Annotated in this window: 13 protein-coding genes, 1 tRNA gene and 1 pseudogene; 5 read left to right on the forward strand and 10 right to left on the reverse strand. The window is 52.9% G+C overall.

Going from position 1 to position 17,834, the window contains the following annotated elements:
* Positions 1-5: 5 nt before the first annotated feature.
* The 5 genes from citE to AB8818_RS11585 are packed head-to-tail and all read right to left on the reverse strand — an operon-like array spanning position 6 to position 4,466.
* A complete protein-coding gene (gene citE, locus AB8818_RS11565; protein WP_192982656.1) occupies positions 6-881 on the reverse strand; it encodes a citrate (pro-3S)-lyase subunit beta in 876 nt (291 codons plus the stop codon).
* Positions 878-1,171, reverse strand: a complete 294-nt coding sequence (gene citD, locus AB8818_RS11570; protein WP_159514873.1) for a citrate lyase acyl carrier protein — start codon at positions 1,169-1,171, stop codon at positions 878-880. The genes citE and citD overlap by 4 nt, the downstream gene beginning before the upstream one ends.
* A 16-nt stretch (positions 1,172-1,187) precedes the next feature.
* Entirely contained in the window at positions 1,188-2,210 is a 1,023-nt protein-coding gene (gene citC, locus AB8818_RS11575) for a [citrate (pro-3S)-lyase] ligase (RefSeq protein WP_192982658.1), read from the reverse strand.
* Positions 2,211-2,223: 13 nt separating this feature from the next.
* Positions 2,224-3,087, reverse strand: a complete 864-nt coding sequence (locus tag AB8818_RS11580) for a fumarylacetoacetate hydrolase family protein (protein WP_163329658.1) — start codon at positions 3,085-3,087, stop codon at positions 2,224-2,226.
* Between the two features lie 17 nt (positions 3,088-3,104).
* Complete coding sequence (locus AB8818_RS11585) at positions 3,105-4,466, reverse strand: 2-hydroxycarboxylate transporter family protein (protein WP_023333366.1); 1,362 nt, start codon at positions 4,464-4,466, stop codon at positions 3,105-3,107.
* A 345-nt stretch (positions 4,467-4,811) separates the two neighbouring features.
* Between AB8818_RS11585 and AB8818_RS11590 the strand changes: the two genes are divergently transcribed.
* Both AB8818_RS11590 and AB8818_RS11595 read left to right on the forward strand, forming a co-directional pair.
* Positions 4,812-6,437: a sensor histidine kinase gene (locus tag AB8818_RS11590; RefSeq protein ID WP_166712333.1), complete on the forward strand. Its 1,626-nt coding sequence runs from the start codon at positions 4,812-4,814 to the stop codon at positions 6,435-6,437.
* Positions 6,427-7,119: a response regulator gene (locus AB8818_RS11595; protein WP_163329660.1), complete on the forward strand. Its 693-nt coding sequence runs from the start codon at positions 6,427-6,429 to the stop codon at positions 7,117-7,119. Before AB8818_RS11590 ends, AB8818_RS11595 begins: the two co-directional genes overlap by 11 nt.
* A gap of 107 nt (positions 7,120-7,226) precedes the next feature.
* Here the strand turns inward: AB8818_RS11595 and AB8818_RS11600 are convergent, their stop codons facing one another.
* On the reverse strand, positions 7,227-9,362 hold the full coding sequence (locus tag AB8818_RS11600; protein WP_192982661.1) for an ornithine decarboxylase: 2,136 nt from the start codon (positions 9,360-9,362) through the stop codon (positions 7,227-7,229).
* A 181-nt stretch (positions 9,363-9,543) separates the two neighbouring features.
* On the opposite strand from AB8818_RS11600, the gene AB8818_RS11605 reads away from it, so the two are divergent.
* The 3 genes and pseudogenes from AB8818_RS11605 to AB8818_RS11615 all read left to right on the forward strand — a co-directional run.
* Positions 9,544-10,257: a DUF554 domain-containing protein gene (locus AB8818_RS11605; RefSeq protein WP_116341998.1), complete on the forward strand. Its 714-nt coding sequence runs from the start codon at positions 9,544-9,546 to the stop codon at positions 10,255-10,257.
* A 95-nt stretch (positions 10,258-10,352) separates the two neighbouring features.
* Positions 10,353-10,428, forward strand: a tRNA-Phe gene (locus tag AB8818_RS11610).
* 610 nt (positions 10,429-11,038) lie between these two features.
* Positions 11,039-11,239, forward strand: a pseudogene (locus tag AB8818_RS11615) (TerB N-terminal domain-containing protein); the annotation flags it as partial.
* Here AB8818_RS11615 and AB8818_RS11620 read toward each other — a convergent pair.
* Genes AB8818_RS11620 through AB8818_RS11635 form a run of 4 tightly spaced genes read right to left on the reverse strand, consistent with a single transcriptional unit; the run spans position 11,217 to position 17,618 of the window.
* Positions 11,217-12,095, reverse strand: a complete 879-nt coding sequence (locus AB8818_RS11620; protein ID WP_192982663.1) for a Wadjet anti-phage system protein JetD domain-containing protein — start codon at positions 12,093-12,095, stop codon at positions 11,217-11,219. The pseudogene AB8818_RS11615 and the gene AB8818_RS11620 sit on opposite strands and share 23 nt — an antisense overlap.
* On the reverse strand, positions 12,092-13,330 hold the full coding sequence (locus AB8818_RS11625; protein ID WP_192982666.1) for a hypothetical protein: 1,239 nt from the start codon (positions 13,328-13,330) through the stop codon (positions 12,092-12,094). The genes AB8818_RS11620 and AB8818_RS11625 overlap by 4 nt, the downstream gene beginning before the upstream one ends.
* Positions 13,330-13,953, reverse strand: a complete 624-nt coding sequence (locus AB8818_RS11630; RefSeq protein WP_192982668.1) for a hypothetical protein — start codon at positions 13,951-13,953, stop codon at positions 13,330-13,332. The genes AB8818_RS11625 and AB8818_RS11630 overlap by 1 nt, the downstream gene beginning before the upstream one ends.
* Entirely contained in the window at positions 13,953-17,618 is a 3,666-nt protein-coding gene (locus tag AB8818_RS11635) for an ATP-binding protein (RefSeq protein WP_192982671.1), read from the reverse strand. Before AB8818_RS11635 ends, AB8818_RS11630 begins: the two co-directional genes overlap by 1 nt.
* Between the last annotated feature and the right edge of the window lie 216 nt (positions 17,619-17,834).

A 17,834-nucleotide genomic window follows, 5' to 3' on the forward strand; every position in this document is an offset into this window, starting at 1 on the left:
CATCCTTACCGACGCACGCCGGAGGCCGCCGCGCGCTCCAGCACCACCTGCGCGTGGTTAATAATTGGTGCATCCACCATTTTGCCGTTGAGCGACACCACGCCCAGACCGTTACGCTCGCCCTCTTCTGCCGCCTCAATCACCCTTCTGGCGTGATCCACCTCTTCCTGAGTCGGGGCATAGGCGTTGTGCAGCAGATCAATCTGGCGCGGATTAATCAGCGATTTGCCGTTAAAGCCCATCTTGCGGATCAGATCGACCTCGCGCAGGAACCCGGCCTCGTCGTTAACGTCTGACCACACCACGTCGAAGGCGTCGATGCCCGCGGCGCGGGCGGCGTGCAGCACGGCGCAGCGGGCGTAGAACAGCTCGGTGCCGTCGCCTCGCTCGGTCTGCATGTCCATCACGTAGTCAAAGGCGGCCAGCGCGATGCCGATTAAGCGCGGAGAGCTACGAGCAATCGCCACGGCGTTGATGACGCCAACGGCCGATTCAATCGCCGCCATCACGCGGGTGGAGCCGACCTCGCGGCCGCAATCCCGCTCAATGCACTCAAGATGGCCTTCCAGCTCGTAGATATCGTCCGGCGTGTCGGTTTTCGGCAGGCGGATCACGTCCACGCCCGCGCGCACGGCGGCCTCCAGATCCAGCAGGCCAAACGGCGTGCTGAGCGGGTTAATGCGCACCACGGTTTCGATATCCTGATACATCGGGTGCTGCAGGGCGTGGAACACCAGCATGCGCGCGGTGTCCTTCTCGCGCAGGGCCACGGCGTCCTCAAGGTCAAACATGATGGAGTCGGGGCGGTAGATAAAGGCGGTGGAGAGCATGGCGGCGTTGGCGCCCGGCAGGAACAGCATGCTGCGGCGGAGTTTGCTCATTTCAGCGCCCCCCAGTTGATGCCCTGTTCATCGGCGGCACGCATCAGCGCGCTTTGCAGGCGGGCGCGGATCACACAGTCCAGCGCCCCTTTGTCTTCAATAATGATGAGTCCCTGGCGCACGTTCATGGCGCGCAACGTGTCGTTGACCACCTGGCGAATCTGCTCGCCAAACTGCTTAATCACTTCACTGTGGATGACTATCTCCAGCTCGCCGTGAGCGGGAGCGATTTTCACCATCAGGTCGCTGGACTCCTGCGTTCCGGCCAGCGCCTCCCTTACAATTTTCATGATAAATTCCTGGTAGTTAAGCGACTTCCGCACTCGCACGGTAATGCGTTTCGAGATGCGCGAAGGTGGAGTCCGGGACAATCTCCCGGATCCGGGAAAACTGCTGTGTCTTCAGTAAGCGGCGCACTTCAGACGCTGATATGGCGTTGCCGGTGGCCTTGATGCGCGGCATTTCCACCACGTCGATATGCGAGGCCAGCAGGTCGTGCAGCGTCTGGTTGTACTGGCGGGTGATATCGCAGAACGGCTCCGAGCCGATGAAGCGGTGCGTGATGCCGAGCGCCGGGGCGATGAAGTCCCGGAAGATCAGCACGTCGATCTCGCTCCACGCCTGCTGCACTTTGCCGGTCTCCTTCAGGAAGTAGGCCGGGAAGGTGGCTCGGGAGATGATGTACTGCGAGCCTTCATGGACCACCACGTTCGGCAGATGCGCCACGCCCTCCCGCACCATCTCAAGACGGGCGCTAAACGGAAAGAACGAGGCGTCTTCACGCACCACGAACAGATGCAGGGCATCGCACTGCCCCGCCGCCTGCTCCACCAGATGGCGGTGGCCGAGGGTGAACGGATTGGCGTTCATTACTATCGCGCCAATGTTCTCCCCGCACCTGCGCTTCGCACGCAGGGAACGGCAGTAGCGTTCGATCCCCTGCGGGGTGTTCTCCATCAGCACCGCGTTGTTCCCGCTTTGGGCAATCGGCCAGAAGCCGCTGCGGGCAAAGCGCTCCCGGTTGCACGGACGGGTGCAGAGGAAGAGGTGGAAATGGCCGCGCTCCAGCGCCGCATTTTCCACCTCTGCCAGCAGCCGCGCGCTGAGGTTCTCGCCGCGAAGCTGCTCGTTGACCGCCACGCATTTGATGACGTTGGCGGCAAGCCCTGCGCAACCCACCAGCTGCGCGCCGGACCAGGCTTCGACGAACAGCGTGATGTCGTTGTCCAGGCCAAGGCCGCTGTCTGCCAGCAGGTAGCGGATCTGGCTTAAGCGTTCCGGGTGTTTCGCCACAACGGTGTGGCGAAAATCGATGGGTCGCGAGTGCATGCTGCCGCCTTAATTAATGTGCTGCCGCAAGCCCGACGGCTGGCGCTTCCACAATCACGTTGCTCAGATGACCGATATGCTCGATCTCCACCTCAATGCGATCGCCCTCTTTCATAAACAGCGGCGGGTTACGCTTTTTACCCACGCCGCCAGGGGAGCCGGTGATGATCACATCGCCCGGGCTTAAGCGGGTAAAGGTGCTGATGTACTCGATCAGCTCTGCCACCTTGTGGATCATGCTGCTGGTGTTGTCCTCCTGCACCATGCGGCCGTTCAGCCAGGTGCGAATTGCAAGACTGTGCGGATCCGGGATCTCGTCCGCCGTCGCCATCCACGGGCCAAACGCGCCGGTCTGACGCCAGTTTTTACCGGCGGTAAACCAGGTGTGCTGCCAGTCGCGGGCGGAGCCGTCCATGTAACAGCTGTAGCCCGCCACGTGGCGCAGGGCGTCGTCGCGGCTGATGTTCTCCCCGCCTTTGCCGATGATCACCGCCAGCTCGCCTTCGTAGTCGAATTCGCTGGAATGGCGCGGCTTCAGCACCGGCTCGTTGTGGCCGGTCTGTGAATCCGGGAAGCGGACAAACAGCGTCGGGGCCGGGTTATGCTGGTCAAACTCCTTGCGCTTGTCGGCGTAGTTCATGCCCACGCAGAGGATCTTTTCCGGCTGCACAATCACCGGTAAGAAGGTGATGGCGCTCAGCGGCACGTCCACCACATCGTTCAGGTAACGGGTGGCCTGCGCCAGCCCGTTGCCCTGCAGCAGCGCCTTGAGGTCGCTGTAGCGGTCGCCCAGACGGCGGCCCAAATCAATCACGCCGTCGGCCTGGACGATGCCGTAGCTGCGTTTTCCCTGGTATAAAAAGCTTGCGAGTTTCATTGTTCTTTCCTGAAAACTTAAACGAGGAAGTTGCCCAGAATCAGCAGTGAGATAGAGACGTTAATCGCCCCGCCGATACGGGTAGCAATCTGGGCGAAGGGCATCAGGCTCATGCGGTTGCCTGCGGTCAGGATCGCCACGTCGCCGGTACCGCCCTGGCCGCTCTGGCAGCAGGAGACGATGGCGACATCAATCGGGTGCATACCAATCTTTTTGCCGACGAAGAAGCCGGTCGCCACCAGCGCGGAGACGGTGCTGACGATCACCAGCAGGTTGCTGACGGTGAACGCCGCCACCAGCTCATGCCACGGGGTGATGGCCACGCCGACGGCGAAGAGGATTGGGTAGGTCACCGAGGTCTGGAAGAATTTGTACACCACCTGAGAGCCTTCCAGCAGGCGCGGAGAGGCGCCGTTGCAGAGCTTCACCAGTACCGCCATAAACAGCATGCCGACCGGGGCTGGCAGGCCAATCAGCTTGTGGCCGAGCATGCCCAGCATGTACAGCAGCACCGCCAGCAGCGCGCCGGAGGCGATGGTGGTGACGTCCGCTTTGCCGGAAAACGCAGGCTGAGAGACGGTGGCATCGGCATTCGCGCGGTTAGGCATCAGCTGGCCTTCGCCGGTCAGGTGCGGGTAGCGCTTACCGAGCTGGTTCAGGCAGCCGGAGATAATGATTGCCGTCAGACCGCCGAGCATGACCATCGGCAGCACGCGGCCGAGCGCCACGCCCTGGTCCATGTGCAGCAGGGTGGCGTAGCCGATGGAGAGCGGAATTGCCCCTTCCCCGACGCCGCCCGCCATGATCGGCAGAATGATAAAGAAGAAAATCTGGAACGGCTCAAGGCCCAGCGCCAGACCCACGCCCATCCCCACCAGCATGCCGACGATCTCGCCACACAGCATCGGGAAGAAGATGCGCAGGAAGCCCTGAATCAGCACCGTGCGGTTCATGCTCATGATGCTGCCAACGATAATGCAGCAAATGTACAGATAGAGAATGTTGGTGGATTTGTAGAACTTGGTGGTGGACTCGACCACCACGTCCGGCAGCAGGCCGTAATAGACCAGCGCGGAAGGGATAAAGGTCGCGCAAATCGCCGCCGCGCCGAGCTTGCCGACAATCGGCAGGCGTTTGCCAAACTCGCCGCAGGCGAAGCCGAAGAAGGCCAGCGTTGCCACCATCACCACGATATCGCTCGGCAGTTTTCCGCCCAGGCAGTCGATCGCAATCAGCGCGCCCGCCAGAACGAACAGTGGCAGAGGAATAATCCCAATTTTCCAGGTATCCATAATATGCCACCAGCGCTCCTTGAGCGAAGGCCGCTGAATTTCAATCGGGTCGTGGGTAACAGAGAAGGAATCGTCAGTTGTGCTCATAATAAGCCCCTTAGTTATTTTGTCCGTTCAGCTTAGAGTCACAAAGGCTTACTTTATGTGAGGGATGGCATATTAAAAGCGAAGTTTTAATGGCAGCTATGGTTTTAATGGTTTCTTTTATTTAATGTGATTTATGCCTTATTTATTAGCGTGGTTTTTATGGTTTCTTTTCTGAATTGAACAAGCAAATAACATTTAACTTAGCGGCATGAAGTACATAAGCCTTCAGGATAAATCATTTACAGCCCCTGCTGTGCAAGGGATCACAAGTTTCCCGTAAAGCGGGCATCCGCATGAAAAAAGATGATATATTGACGATCTTTGCCGCCACCTTGCGTGATAGTTATGAAAGTCTCTTTCCAGATTAAGCTGTTTATTTCGCTGGTTGCCTTTTTCTCAGTGCTTTTTGCGCTGCTGGGCGGATATTATTATGCCGATGTAGGAAAGCAGCTTTATCAGGAAATGAGTGCGCGCGCTAAAATACAGGCAGAAGAGATTGCACTTATTCCGTCATTGCGCAATGAAGTTGAACAAAAAGATATCAACGCTATCCATGATTTTATGCAGAAAATTGCTGCCCACAGCGACGCCAGCTTTATTGTCATTGGCGATAATACGGGACGGCATCTTTTTCATTCCGTTTTTGCCGACAGGGTGGGCACGACGCTGGTTGGCGGCGACAATGAAGCCGTGCTGCAGGGGAAGAGCACGACAACCATTCGTAAAGGCGGGCTGGGCATTTCGTTGCGCAGTAAAGCCCCCATCTTCAACGACGCCGGGCAGGTGGTTGGCATTGTCTCGGTAGGCTATCTCACCAGCTACCTGGATACCATTACCGTCAGTAAAGTGGTCAATATCCTCATTGCTGCCGTGCTGCTGCTGATCGCTCTCTTTATCTTCTCCTGGTTCTTTACCCGCAGCATTAAGAAGCAGATCTTCTCCCTGGAGCCGCGCGAGATCGGTCTGCTGGTGCGCCAGCAGAAGGCGCTGATGGAATCCATCTACGAAGGCGTGATCGCTATTGATAACGAACGGCGGATAGAGGTGATCAACCAGGCGGCGCGCAAGCTGCTGGGCCTGAGCCAGCCGGCGCGCGAGCTGCGCGGGCAGCTGATAAGCCAGGTGATCGATCCGGTCCCGTTCTTCGACACGCAGACGATGCTGGCGAAAGATACCCATGACGAGATTTGCCGCTTTAACGATCTCACGGTCATTGCCAGCCGGGTACACATCATGCTTGAGGGATCGCTGCAGGGCTGGGTGATCACCTTCCGCGATCGCAACGAGATCGACTCGCTAAGCGCCCAGCTCAGCCAGGTGAAACGCTACGTCGATAACCTGCGCATCATGCGTCATGAGCAGTTAAACCGGATGACCACCCTGTCCGGCCTGCTGCATATGGGCCGCTATGAAGAGGCGATTGGCTACATTCAGGCGCAGTCGGAGCATGCTCAGGAGCTGCTGGACTTTATCTCTTCGCGCTTCAGCTCCCCCACCCTGTGCGGCCTGCTGCTGGGCAAAGCCGCCCGCGCGCGGGAGAAAGGCGTCGAGCTGAGTTTCGACCCGGCCTGTCGGCTGGACAAACCGTTCCTGCCGCTGGGGGAACAAGAGCTGATTTCGATTATTGGCAACCTGCTGGATAACGCCATCGAAGCGACGCAGCGGTCGCCGCTTCCCCATGCACCGGTGGAGGTACTGATAAAACTCAGCGAACAAGAGCTGATTATTGAAGTCGCCGACCAGGGCGTTGGCATTACACCGGCGATCCGTGACCGAATCTTTGAACGCGGCATCACCACCAAAACGCGCGGCGATCACGGGATTGGCCTGTATCTGATCGAAAGCTACGTGACGCAGGCTGGCGGCACAATAGAAGTTGCCGATAACACGCCGCACGGTGCCATTTTCTCACTGTTTATCCCGGCCATGGGAACCGCCCGGCAACTGGAAGATACCGACTATGCAACATGAACTTATCGACGTACTGATTGTTGAAGACGAGAACGAACTGGCACAGCTGCACGCGGAGCTGATAAGCAAACATCCGCGCCTGAGGCTGGTCGGGATTGCCTCGTCGCTGGCCGATGCGCAGGTTCAGCTTGAGAGTAAACAGCCGCAGTTGATGCTGCTTGATAACTATCTGCCGGACGGCAAAGGCATCACCCTTATCAGCAACCCGATGCTGGCCCGCGCCAACTGCTCGGTGATTTTCATCACCGCCGCCAGCGATATGGACACCTGCAGCCAGGCGATTCGCAACGGCGCGTTCGACTATATCCTCAAGCCGGTCTCCTGGAAGCGGCTCAGCCAGTCGCTGGAGCGGTTTGTGCAGTTTGCCGAACAGCAGCGGGTCTGGAAGATTGTCGACCAGCAAAACGTGGATTCGCTCTATCAGCTACAGGCGAAAAACTACCGTCTGGACAACGGCAGCAAAGGCATTGAGGAAAATACGCTGGCGCGGGTGCAGGCGCTGTTTAACGACAAGGCTACCCACTGCTTTTCGGTAGATGAAGTGGTGAGCGAAACGGGGTTAAGTAAAACCACGACCCGACGCTATCTGGAACACTGCGTGGAGGCGGGTTTTCTGACGGTGGAGATGCTGTACGGCAAGATTGGGCACCCGAGGAGGATGTACAAGCGTAGTGCGGTTTGATGAAACCCAACCCCTCAACCCGACCCTCTCCCCAGAGGGGAGAGGGTGAAAAGACGGCTCCGTGCCATCCCCTCTCCCCTTTGGGGAGAGGGTTAGGGTGAGGGAGCCTACTTCAATACATACCCATACAGCCGCTTGATCCCGTCGGCATCCTTCTCGCTGTACACGCCCTGCAATTCCGGCGAGAAGCCCGGCAGCAGGTTGATGCCCTCCTCCAGCGCCAGGAAGTAACGCTGTACCGCTCCGCCCCAGACCTCACCCGGCACCACGCACAGTACGCCTGGCGGATAGGGCAGCGCCCCTTCAGCAGCAATGCGCCCTGCGGCATCCCGAATGCGAACCAGCTCCACCTCGCCGCGAATATAGGCCCGGTTTGCATCCTGCGGGTTCATTACCACCTCAGGCAGGCTCTCCTTGCGGAACATCGCCTTCTGCAGATCTTTCACGTCAAAGCTGACGTAGAGATCGTGCATCTCCTGGCACAGCTGGCGAAGGGTGTAATCCCGGTAGCGAACCGGGTATTTCTGGAAGATCGTCGGCAGCACGTCCGCCAGCGGCGTGTCGTCTTCAATATGCTGTTCAAACTGGCCCAGCATCGCCACCAGCTGCGCCAGCTTCTCGCTGCTTTCGGCAGGCGTCAGCAGGAACAGGATCGAGTTGAGGTCGCACTTCTCCGGCACGATGCCGTTTTCGCGCAGGTAGTGCGCCAGAATCGTCGCCGGGATCCCGAAATCAGTGTACTCCCCGGTTTCAGCATCAATGCCCGGCGTGGTCAGCAGCAGTTTGCAAGGGTCGACAAAGTACTGCTCGCGGGCATAGCCCTCAAACCCGTGCCATTTGGCCCCCGGCTCGAAGCTGAAGAAGCGAAGCTCGCTGGCGATAGCGTGAGTCGGATGATCCTGCCACGGCCGCCCCGCCACCACCGGCGGGATAAACGGTTTGATCATATGACAGTTGGCAATGATCGCCTTGCGCGCCTCAATGCCCAGCTCGACGCACTCCGCCCACAGCCTGCGTCCACTCTCCCCTTCGTGGATTTTGGCGTTCACGTCGAGCGCAGCGAACAGCGGATAAAACGGGCTGGTGGAGGCATGCAGCATAAAGGCATTGTTCAGCCGCTTGTGCGGGCAGAAGCGCGCCTGGCCGCGAATGTGGTTATCCTTTTTATGGATCTGTGACGTTTGCGAGAACCCGGCCTGCTGTTTGTGCACCGACTGGGTCACGAAAATGCCCGGATCGTTCTCGTTCAGCTCCAGCAAGAGCGGGGACGTTTCCGCCATCATCGGAATAAACTGCTCGTAACCCACCCAGGCGGAATCAAAGAGAATGTAGTCACACAGATGGCCGATCTTGTCGATCACCTGACGAGCGTTGTAGATCGTCCCATCGTAGGTGCCAAGCTGAATGATCGCCAGGCGGAATGGACGCGCCTCGTCGGCCTTCTCCGGCGCAGCCTCGCGGATCAGGTCCCGAAGATACGCGTCATCAAAGCAGTGCTCGTCAATCCCGCCGATAAAGCCAAACGGATTGCGTGCCGCTTCCAGATAAACCGGCGTCGCGCCCGCCTGAATCAGCGCGCCGTGGTGGTTAGACTTATGGTTATTGCGGTCGAACAGCACCAGGTCGCCGCGGGTCAGCAGTGCGTTGGTCACCACCTTGTTGGCCGCCGACGTGCCGTTTAGCACAAAGTAGGTTTTGTCCGCGTTGAACACTTTCGCCGCGAACTTTTGCGCGTGCTTGGCGGAGCCTTCGTGGATCAGCAGATCGCCCAGCTTCACATCGGCGTTGCACATGTCGGCACGAAACACGTTCTCACCGAAGAAATCATAGAACTGTCGCCCTGCCGGGTGTTTTTTGAAAAATGCCCCGTGCTGGTGGCCCGGACAGGCGAAGGTGCTGTTGCCCATCTCAACATACTGGCTCAGGGTGTCAAAAAAGGGCGGCAGCAGATCCTCTTCGTAACGGCAGGCAGCACTCTCCAGTTCCAGGAACTCCTGAGCTTTACCCGAGATGATCGCGGTGGCGCCGTCAGGTACGTCCGTTGGCTCCTGCGAAAAAATAAACACCGGTAAATGAAAGCCCGTGCGTTTCAGCAGTGCAAGAATGCCGCTGCGACTCTCAGCTGAAGTAATGACGACGGCCGCCACATCGGTAAAATCGGTGCTGTCCAGCGTCACCTTTTCACGGTGCGTAGAGACGGCGGAGACCAGCTCGCGGCTGACGGCAATTTTCATGGTTTTCATAGGCGCAGTTACCCTCACCGGGCGGTGAGACAGGGAGGAGAAAATTCGCGCAATAATGTCACCTTTTATTTTGAGGTGCAAGAAGGAATCAGTATGCACGAAACCACCCAAAGCTAAGGCCCGCGCAGCCCTGACGTGTCATAATAATGCAATATCAATGAGTAAATAACAGGAGTTAACCGTGGTTATCGGGCCATTTATTAACGCCGGAGCCGTATTGCTGGGCGGCGTATTGGGCGCAGTGTTGAGTCAGCGGCTGCCGGAGCGTATCCGCTCATCCATGCCCTCGATATTCGGCCTGGCGTCCTTAGGCATCGGCATCCTTTTAGTGATCAAATGTGCCAACCTGCCCGTCATGGTGCTGGCCACCCTGCTCGGCGCGCTGATTGGCGAGTTTTGCTATCTGGAAAAAGGCATCAATAATGCGGTAGGCAAAGCCAAAAACCTGATAGCCCGACCGGGCAAGGCGAAGCACGGCACGCACGAGTCGTTTATTCAGAACTACGTCGCCATCATCATTCTGTTTTGTGCCAGCGGCACCGGGATTTTCGGTTCGATGCAGGAAGGGATGACGGGCGACCCAAGCATATTGATTGCGAAGGCGTTTCTCGATTTCTTCACCGCCACTATTTTTGCCACCACGCTCGGCATTGCCGTGGCGGCGATTTGCGTTCCTATGCTGCTGATCCAGCTGGCGCTTGCCACCTGCGCCACCTTGATTCTCCCGCTGACCACGCCAGCGATGATGGCGGACTTTACCGCCGTCGGCGGTCTGCTGCTGCTGGCAACCGGGCTGCGCATCTGCGGGATCAAGATGTTTGCGGTGGTGAATATGCTGCCCGCCCTGCTGCTCGCCATGCCGCTTTCCGCGCTTTGGACGCACTTTTTCGCTTGAGAGTACGGCGAAATGGCGAGAGATTGCGCAGTCTGTAACGAAAACAACATTTTTCGTTGACGGCAACGGGCAGATCGGGTTTAATGCGCCCCGTTGCCCGGATAGCTCAGTCGGTAGAGCAGGGGATTGAAAATCCCCGTGTCCTTGGTTCGATTCCGAGTCCGGGCACCACTTATTAAAAGAACCCGCCCAAAAGGCGGGTTTTTGCTTTTTGGCTAATTCAGCAACTTGATACGCCCCTGTTTCCGTCCTTAGCTCACAAGGTACCTTGAGGGTGTCGGTGTAATATCCTGCCCGTTTATACAGCAAATCAGTGTTGACTCTATCTGCTTCAAGTGCCAACAGGTTTATCGCTGGATGCATGCCCCCCCTTTTTTACATCAGCTGTTTTTATTAGCTTGAAAGCCAAACAGGCAATGAGCCAATACGGATCCAATGTAAAGCAGATAGTCGGTTACATTGACTGAATCAGCCTGAGGGAGAATTCAAACTGGAATCTCTCAATAAGCCAGACAGCAGCGTGATAAATATGCATTCTCAGGTCGAGGATGATGACGAACTAGCAACTTTCAGCTTCGTTAATGGGTTGACGGTTGACTACAGCACCAGCCATAAGCCATTAAGAGAAAGCGTAGCCCGAAAAAATCCTAAGCCAGCGCGATGGGTCAAACCGGGAGAAATCGTCACCGTTCAAAACGTCGTTATTAATCACGGTAATTTATATTTCGGCGGGTAGTTAAAAACAAATTCATCAGGTGAATATGGCTATTTTTATAACGATGGCTCCGACGCCTTGCTGGTTAATGAGCCTTTCCCCATAGAACCTATTTCACGACATTATTATGATGAATTGCTGGGATACTGGCCCAGCTTTGCTACACTCTCCCCTCGTTGCCGTGGTGCCTATCTTGACTGGCTGGCAAGCGACCGAAACAATACATGGCCAACAACAAAATATTCTAACCTGAAGTTTTCAACATAACCATTTTCAAGATTTCTCCTTGCATTTTCTGCTGCCTAAGTGCTTGATGTTTTTCCAAAACCAACAAATAGTCACGAAAATGACAATGTATCTTACCTCTTAATAATTCAGGTAAGAATTTTAACTGCTCATCAGGAAACATCACTGGAGAGGATTTTTTTATTACCGTATCTGGCGAAGGTAATAACATAAAATGATAACCTTCATTCATTGCAATGCTGACTCCCTTCGGGTCAAAATCGCCAAAATAGATCGCAGCTTTCCCTGTTTTCAACCAGCAATGCTTCAACGCAACAGCCCCCTTACTATATGCCCTATCGCCACGGTAAATAATCAGAGGAGAAAGAAAATCGCATTGGGAATAATCAAAAAGCGCCAGTTGGTAGAAACAATCCTGATTCTCAACCACGATAAGAACATCAAACTGCATCAGCGTAATCTTACGCCAATCCATATCGACAGCCTCAATAGTCATCCCCAACTCATTGACCAAGGGCTGATTAAGACGGAGCAGCACACGATGCTGCTGTGGGCGAACTCCCGCCGTTTTAATCTCCTGATCACTTAACTGTGCGCTCTCAATGCGGCTCTTTAAACTAAGATCGTCACGAAAGTTCGCCTGTTTAAGACGTTGCTGGGTATCTGAAATCTTATTCAGCAATGCCACTGTAAAAAGGAACTCAGGCAGTAACAAACTGTTTGCTGGGATCAAATCCAGCTCAGTACACCAACGCAAAACCTGAGTCACGATTTTACCGCTAGTATTTTTCTTCTCGCTATATTTCGCTTTCAGGCGATGATCAAGTTTTTTAAGCCAGACGAGTGCGTTATACGACAACGATTCAGCTTCGGTCATTTTCCCCTCACGCCAATACTTACATCCGATATAATACGCAGATCATTTACCGGGCTGGCCTGGCGCTCATCACAACGCTGCCAGAAACGCGGTTTATCCGCTAGCGGCAATGAATGATATTCCGTAATGACCTGATAAAGCCATATTTCGCTGTCCCAGCTTAGATGATTTTCCGCCAGATAATGCAGTGCGCTAACTGGCCCAGATTGTCCGGCAGCAAAAACATAAAAATCCTCAACGTCCATTTTAAGCGCAACCTGACGAGCAGCGACCTCCTCATCAACGGGAGGCATTACTGAACCCGCACTTTTTGGTACGGGTGGGGGCATAACCGATGCACGAGGCAGAGCGAGCAATATCTCCGCCATAGCTTGTCGATCCACAGGCCTGTCGAGCGAAATGGAAGCTTGCAGTGAAAGTGATGTCGCAATGTTGAATATATTCGGCACTTCCCGGCGTTCAGGATAGCTAGCCGGTTGATATTGAGGATGCTGACGCAAAAAAGCAGCCATATTCGTCACTAACAGTGTACGTGACTGCTGTTGGCGAAATTTAGCCATCAGATCCACCAGACGCTGCTGAACGGCCAGTAGTGAACTATGGTGAAGACTGACGCGCAATTGTAACTGGCTCACTAATAATTTACGAAGTGAACTATTATTTTCAGCAAACTCGATCAATTCAGGGAAAGCGATTAAAGCCAGTCCATCAAGCAGCCGGCGAACCTGATTTTGCGCCCGCGCATTCTCATTAATTTTTTCATTCAACGTGCTGACGAAACCGAAATCGTTATTCAGACGATGCCAGAGGCTATCAATAGCCTCTTCAAATTGCCCGCTAAGATCGTGAATGAGCTCAGTCAGTCTCTGCATTTGTCGTTCAGCAATACTGTAATCGCCTTTATAATAAGCATCGCGCCAAGCCTGCACCTTATTGCGGATCTGCTCCAGTTTTTCTGCCACATCCGCATTAATTTGCCGTCGGCTCTCATCAGCAACCATGCTGGCGATGAGATCGCTTACCAGCGGGCGTAGCCTCAGCGGCTGTTGTTCATCAGGGCGATATACAATACGCGCTGCAATCAGCTTTTTTAATGTCTGGTCGCTAAAAGCCGTTTCATCAATAAACCCATCGACATAACCCTTCATCAAAGCGTGATGGTGTTTTCCCAACAACGCCAGCCGTTCAGCACCGTTTTTAAACAGGCCGGATAGCGGAGAAATTTCCTGCGCCATTATAAAAGCTCCTGCTGAACAGGCGGTTTGTCTTCAACTGGTAAATGCTCTTCATCACGGATAAAGCGGATCACGTCAATCAAATAATCAATTTTTCCCGTAGCAATAAATATCTGCTGCTCGGCGTTGGGTTGTCTGACATAGCCATGCTCTTTCAAACGCCGGAAAATTTGTTTGAGCTGAAGATCAATGGAATCACTCTTACAATTGAAAAAACGATCGCTGGAAAGCTGATTCAGACGCTGTTGCAGGCTCTGATTATCCTCTACACGCGTCATGATTTCCGACAACCTGATATAGTCACCAGCGGTCAGTGTACTCTCCCGCCCTTGCGTCTCCTGTATGAGCTGTAACCATTCAAGCAGAGGCAGCAGAGAAGAGATGATGTCCTTAAACTGATTCATCAGTTGGCTGCGGGTATCGCGATTCATCTCACAAAAGCCCGCATAATAGACAGTTTTAGTTTCATTACTGACAATTCTGTAGTTTAGAGGGCGCAAATAGCTATCCATCGCTTGCCGGGTAATCTCATCCTGTAAGTGACGATAAGAATCCGGGTCGTTGATACGGCAAATAAATTCCCCTGTCAGTAGCCTTTTGATTAAAAGTCCATGTTCCAGCATTACATTGCCTCCTGTTCCATCTGCGCCAGTCGGACAGAAAGGCGGCTCACTTTCGGCTGGATCCTTTTCAGCCTGCGCTGAGTCGGCTCAAGCTGGTCGACATCGAGCAAATAACGATGCTTAAACAGCATTAACACATCAGACTCCGCATTCGGAAAAGCGCCTACAATCACAATATTATTATGGCTACAGGCAATAAATAATTTCTCCACATTGTGGTAAGCCAGCGTCCCGATTTCATCAATAGGCCAGTGAATAACGGCGTCTGATTTGCCTCTTAACAAACGCGTGAACGCCAAAAGATATTTGCACAAGATCAGATAGGCCATACCGTGGCTTGATGCTTCCAGTAGCTGGCGATCGTTTTTGATAACAATATCTTCCCCACCTTCATTCAGGTGAAGTTCGAGATTTAATAACGATTCCATTGTAAAACGCTCATCGGCATGCAGCAGTTCAACTACATCCATAAGGGCATTCAAATAGCTTTCGGGAGGTAGTTGCTGACCAGACGAGCGCCAGTCACTATAGTTTTTAGCAAAGCGCTTTAATGGTTTCCAGAAGCGTAACTGGTCGATGGTCGATAAAATACGAACTTCTGATTTATTGATACCCTCCAGTTGCAAATCGTCGGTAACTGCATCGCTCAAACGCCGACTTTGGTGCGAGATCCGGCGATTGATATCACTGAAAACATCAAAGAATTTTTTCAGATCGCCACCGATATTCTCCCCCATTTCCAGCAATTGCTGCTGTTTATCTTTAAGAAGCTGTAGTAGTTTCTCAAGTATTGGCAATTGCTGCCGGGTCCTTGAAGGATCGGGTAATTTATCTATCTCAGAATCCAACAATTCAAAGAAAGTGGGGTCAGCGTCCTGATTAAAGCGCGACTTAAACTCATTCAGTTTGCTCTCCAGAGTACAGGTCAAACTGGCGTGTTGCTCCAACATATCGCTGGTACGCGACATCCGTTCATTAATATCAGCAGCTGCGTCAATATGAGTCGGAATCATTTCGGCCAAAGGCAAAGGTGATAATCGTTCCAGTAATATTTTTAACTGACCGACAAACTCACTGGCCTGTCGTATCTGCATCTCATACTCTTTTTTCTCATTATTAAGCCTGTCTTTTTTATTCTGATAATCTGCCTGTAATTGCTGTTTTTTCTGCAACAGTTCACGATTTAGTTGAGAGAGTGCACTTTCTTTATTCTGTTGTTCCTGGCGCAACGTCCCGTAGTCAACTTTGATAAAACGCAGCCATTCGGTTAACTCATCACGACGAGACTCAACTTCCTGAATATCTTTTTTAAGCGTTTCAATACGCTGCCGTAGTACATTGACTTCGCGGGGATCGATTCCCTTCTTCGCTAAATTATCGTCCATCGCCTGCTGGAAGATCTTAATCTGCTCCTCCATATCGGCGTATTTTTTATTTATCTGGCTAGACAGTTCCTCAATCTTCTCGTCAATAAGCTGCTGCTCACTTTGCAGGTCAATATTTAATTGCAAGGTTTGCGTATTATATTCTTCCGTCAACGCACCAATATCTTGTTCTTTCTGCTGCGTTAATTCGGAATGTGCTTTGTCTAAAGCCCTTAAACGGACGCGTTTTTCCTGCCGACGTTGTTGCTCCAGCGCATCATGCTTTGCGATTAAACGCGATCGGGCATCGCGAGCATAGCCAACTTCCTGGCTTTGACGCTGATGTTGCCTTTCATACTCTTCCACTTGTGATTTCAAACAGTTAACGTTCTGATGATGCTCCTGAAAAATGGCTTCGGACATGTTCTTCACTTCTTCAGCACGGGATCTGGTTTGCTCCGCCTTATCAAGGCTGTGTCGAATTGAAGCCTCATCTTGCGCAAAATCCTGCATATCCAACACGCTTAAATCCAGTTGCAGGCCGTACAGTGATTCCGACAGCTCGCCTGTTTCTGGTAGCAAATCTTTGCGTTCCAGCAGATTTTCATTCAGAACCTTACCCAGATTCTGTTCCCAGCCCTCATAATGTAAACGCAGAAAGTGACGTAAAGTACCCTGTTCAGGATCCAACTGACGATGCAGCCGCTGCAGTCGTTCTTCAGTCTGATGTAAGTTAGCACGGGCGTTGTGAAGCTGTTGCTCTACACTATCTTGCTTTATACGGGCCTCAGACAGCGTTGTCAGTGCATTTTGTCGCTGCTCAGCCAGTTGCAATAATCGCTCCTGAGCTTGCTCAATGCGTAGCTCAGCAAACTGGCGCTCTTCATGCTCTTGAGCTGTTAACTGGGAATGTTTAAGCTCAATGCTAACAGCCATTCGATCGCCTGAAATATTCTTCAGTTGTTCACCGTAGTGATTTTCCTGCTGTTGTTTTCGCTCTTCGAAGCGCTGCCAAAGTATCTCTTTCTGGCTGTCAGATTTATTCCTGACCGCCTCTTTTTCCCGCTGGCAGTCCTGAATTTTTTGTTGGGTCAGACGTTCCTGGCGGTAAACACTGTCTTTTAGTTTTGCTTTGTGCTGTTCAAATTCTCGGGAAAGTTCACCAACCTGCTCCTGCATAAGCCGGAATTGTTCGCTTTGCACTGAAAGCGCCTCGCGCCATTGAGGTAACTCTTCCATGTGCGTCTGTAACAGGCGTATCTCTTTGCGTTCATAACAGTCGTATTGATTCTGGATATGATCCAGCCATGCCTGAATCGTTTTCAGGTCGCTTTGCGTTTCGCTTAACCTATCATTCAGTGCATTACGCTGTTGATTAAAGCTATCCTCTAATTGAACGAGCTCCCCACGACGCTGGTGAAGCAACTGCTCTGCATCCGCGCGTTTCTGCTTCTGAATTTGTTCATCGTTTCTTAACAAGGGGTGGAGCGCGGCTAGCTGTGCCTCTGTATCATCCAGCTTGAGTCCCAGGCGCTGTATGAACTCAAACTCCTGTTGTAATTTATCGTAGCGCAGCGACTGGCGCATTTTTTGGATCCATTCCCGCGCAAAGCCGCTTTTTACTTTTGTTTGCGGGAGCGTCACGCCATCATCGGCAAAAATCGCCGCCAGCATGGTTTTGAGCGTTTCCATCTTGCCTTCACCGGCATGAACCGCGCTTACTAATTTCTCAATATGCCTGAGCTTGTGGCTACCGCTCACCAGACTAAACGATACAGCCAGGCGGCGTAGTCTCATTGCCTCCGTCGAATTACCGCGTAATGAGGCGACATCATTCTGAATGATACTACGGTACTCCGTCGTTGAACCTATTTTAGCTGAAACTGAGACGTCATCCCGGCAGCGCATCTGGGCAGACCATTCGTTATAACTCATCCCTTTCGCGCCATCTTCGGTATAACGAAGGAAAAAGTCTGGATGATAAGGTGCGCTAACAAAACGATATTCCACGCCCCCCTCACCTTTACCCGTAAGAACAACCAGGCAATTTTCACCCGTTTCTCGCTGGTATTCATAAATAATATAGCTATTGCTGAAAGGGAGATAAAACTCGTCGAACTTCTTCCGCGTTCTCGGCACCACTTTATTGGGCTGTTCACCATAGAAAACCGGGACAAGGCGTTGCAGAGTTGTTTTCCCGGAAGCATTAGTTCCACAAATATTGGTATGCTGCTCCAGTTGAATTTCAACAACACCAGGCAGGTGAGTGTGTATAAGAATGATGCGAAGCAGTTGTGGCATAATACCTCCCTGAACATAAAATAACCTCAGGATAGTACACCTAAAACCCTTTTTAAACATTGGGTTATTTCACAATTAGATCAGAAATCAGGCGATGTAAAAGTCTTTTCGAAAAAAAAAGGGAATTTACCAAAGGTTCGAGCCGAAATATTTTCTTGATTACTAATCCATCATTATGATTTAAAAGAAAAAATGAGGGTCAATCTCCTGGCCTTT

Origin of the sequence: Enterobacter sp. KB-280D8, assembly GCF_041399405.1 — a bacterium.
Classification (GTDB): domain Bacteria; phylum Pseudomonadota; class Gammaproteobacteria; order Enterobacterales; family Enterobacteriaceae; genus Enterobacter; species Enterobacter cloacae_N.

What these genes read in the sequence shown, in the direction of transcription:
- AB8818_RS11620 (WP_192982663.1), bottom strand. Translation starts at nt 12,095, where the DNA reads ATGACCGAAGCTGAATCGTTGTCGTATAACGCACTCGTCTGGCTTAAA.
- AB8818_RS11630 (WP_192982668.1), bottom strand. Translation starts at nt 13,953, where the DNA reads ATGCTGGAACATGGACTTTTAATCAAAAGGCTACTGACAGGGGAATTT.
- citC (WP_192982658.1), bottom strand. Translation starts at nt 2,210, where the DNA reads ATGCACTCGCGACCCATCGATTTTCGCCACACCGTTGTGGCGAAACAC.
- AB8818_RS11595 (WP_163329660.1), top strand. Translation starts at nt 6,427, where the DNA reads ATGCAACATGAACTTATCGACGTACTGATTGTTGAAGACGAGAACGAA.
- AB8818_RS11590 (WP_166712333.1), top strand. Translation starts at nt 4,812, where the DNA reads ATGAAAGTCTCTTTCCAGATTAAGCTGTTTATTTCGCTGGTTGCCTTT.
- AB8818_RS11580 (WP_163329658.1), bottom strand. Translation starts at nt 3,087, where the DNA reads ATGAAACTCGCAAGCTTTTTATACCAGGGAAAACGCAGCTACGGCATC.
- AB8818_RS11635 (WP_192982671.1), bottom strand. Translation starts at nt 17,618, where the DNA reads ATGCCACAACTGCTTCGCATCATTCTTATACACACTCACCTGCCTGGT.
- AB8818_RS11585 (WP_023333366.1), bottom strand. Translation starts at nt 4,466, where the DNA reads ATGAGCACAACTGACGATTCCTTCTCTGTTACCCACGACCCGATTGAA.
- citE (WP_192982656.1), bottom strand. Translation starts at nt 881, where the DNA reads ATGAGCAAACTCCGCCGCAGCATGCTGTTCCTGCCGGGCGCCAACGCC.
- AB8818_RS11600 (WP_192982661.1), bottom strand. Translation starts at nt 9,362, where the DNA reads ATGAAAACCATGAAAATTGCCGTCAGCCGCGAGCTGGTCTCCGCCGTC.
- AB8818_RS11625 (WP_192982666.1), bottom strand. Translation starts at nt 13,330, where the DNA reads ATGGCGCAGGAAATTTCTCCGCTATCCGGCCTGTTTAAAAACGGTGCT.
- citD (WP_159514873.1), bottom strand. Translation starts at nt 1,171, where the DNA reads ATGAAAATTGTAAGGGAGGCGCTGGCCGGAACGCAGGAGTCCAGCGAC.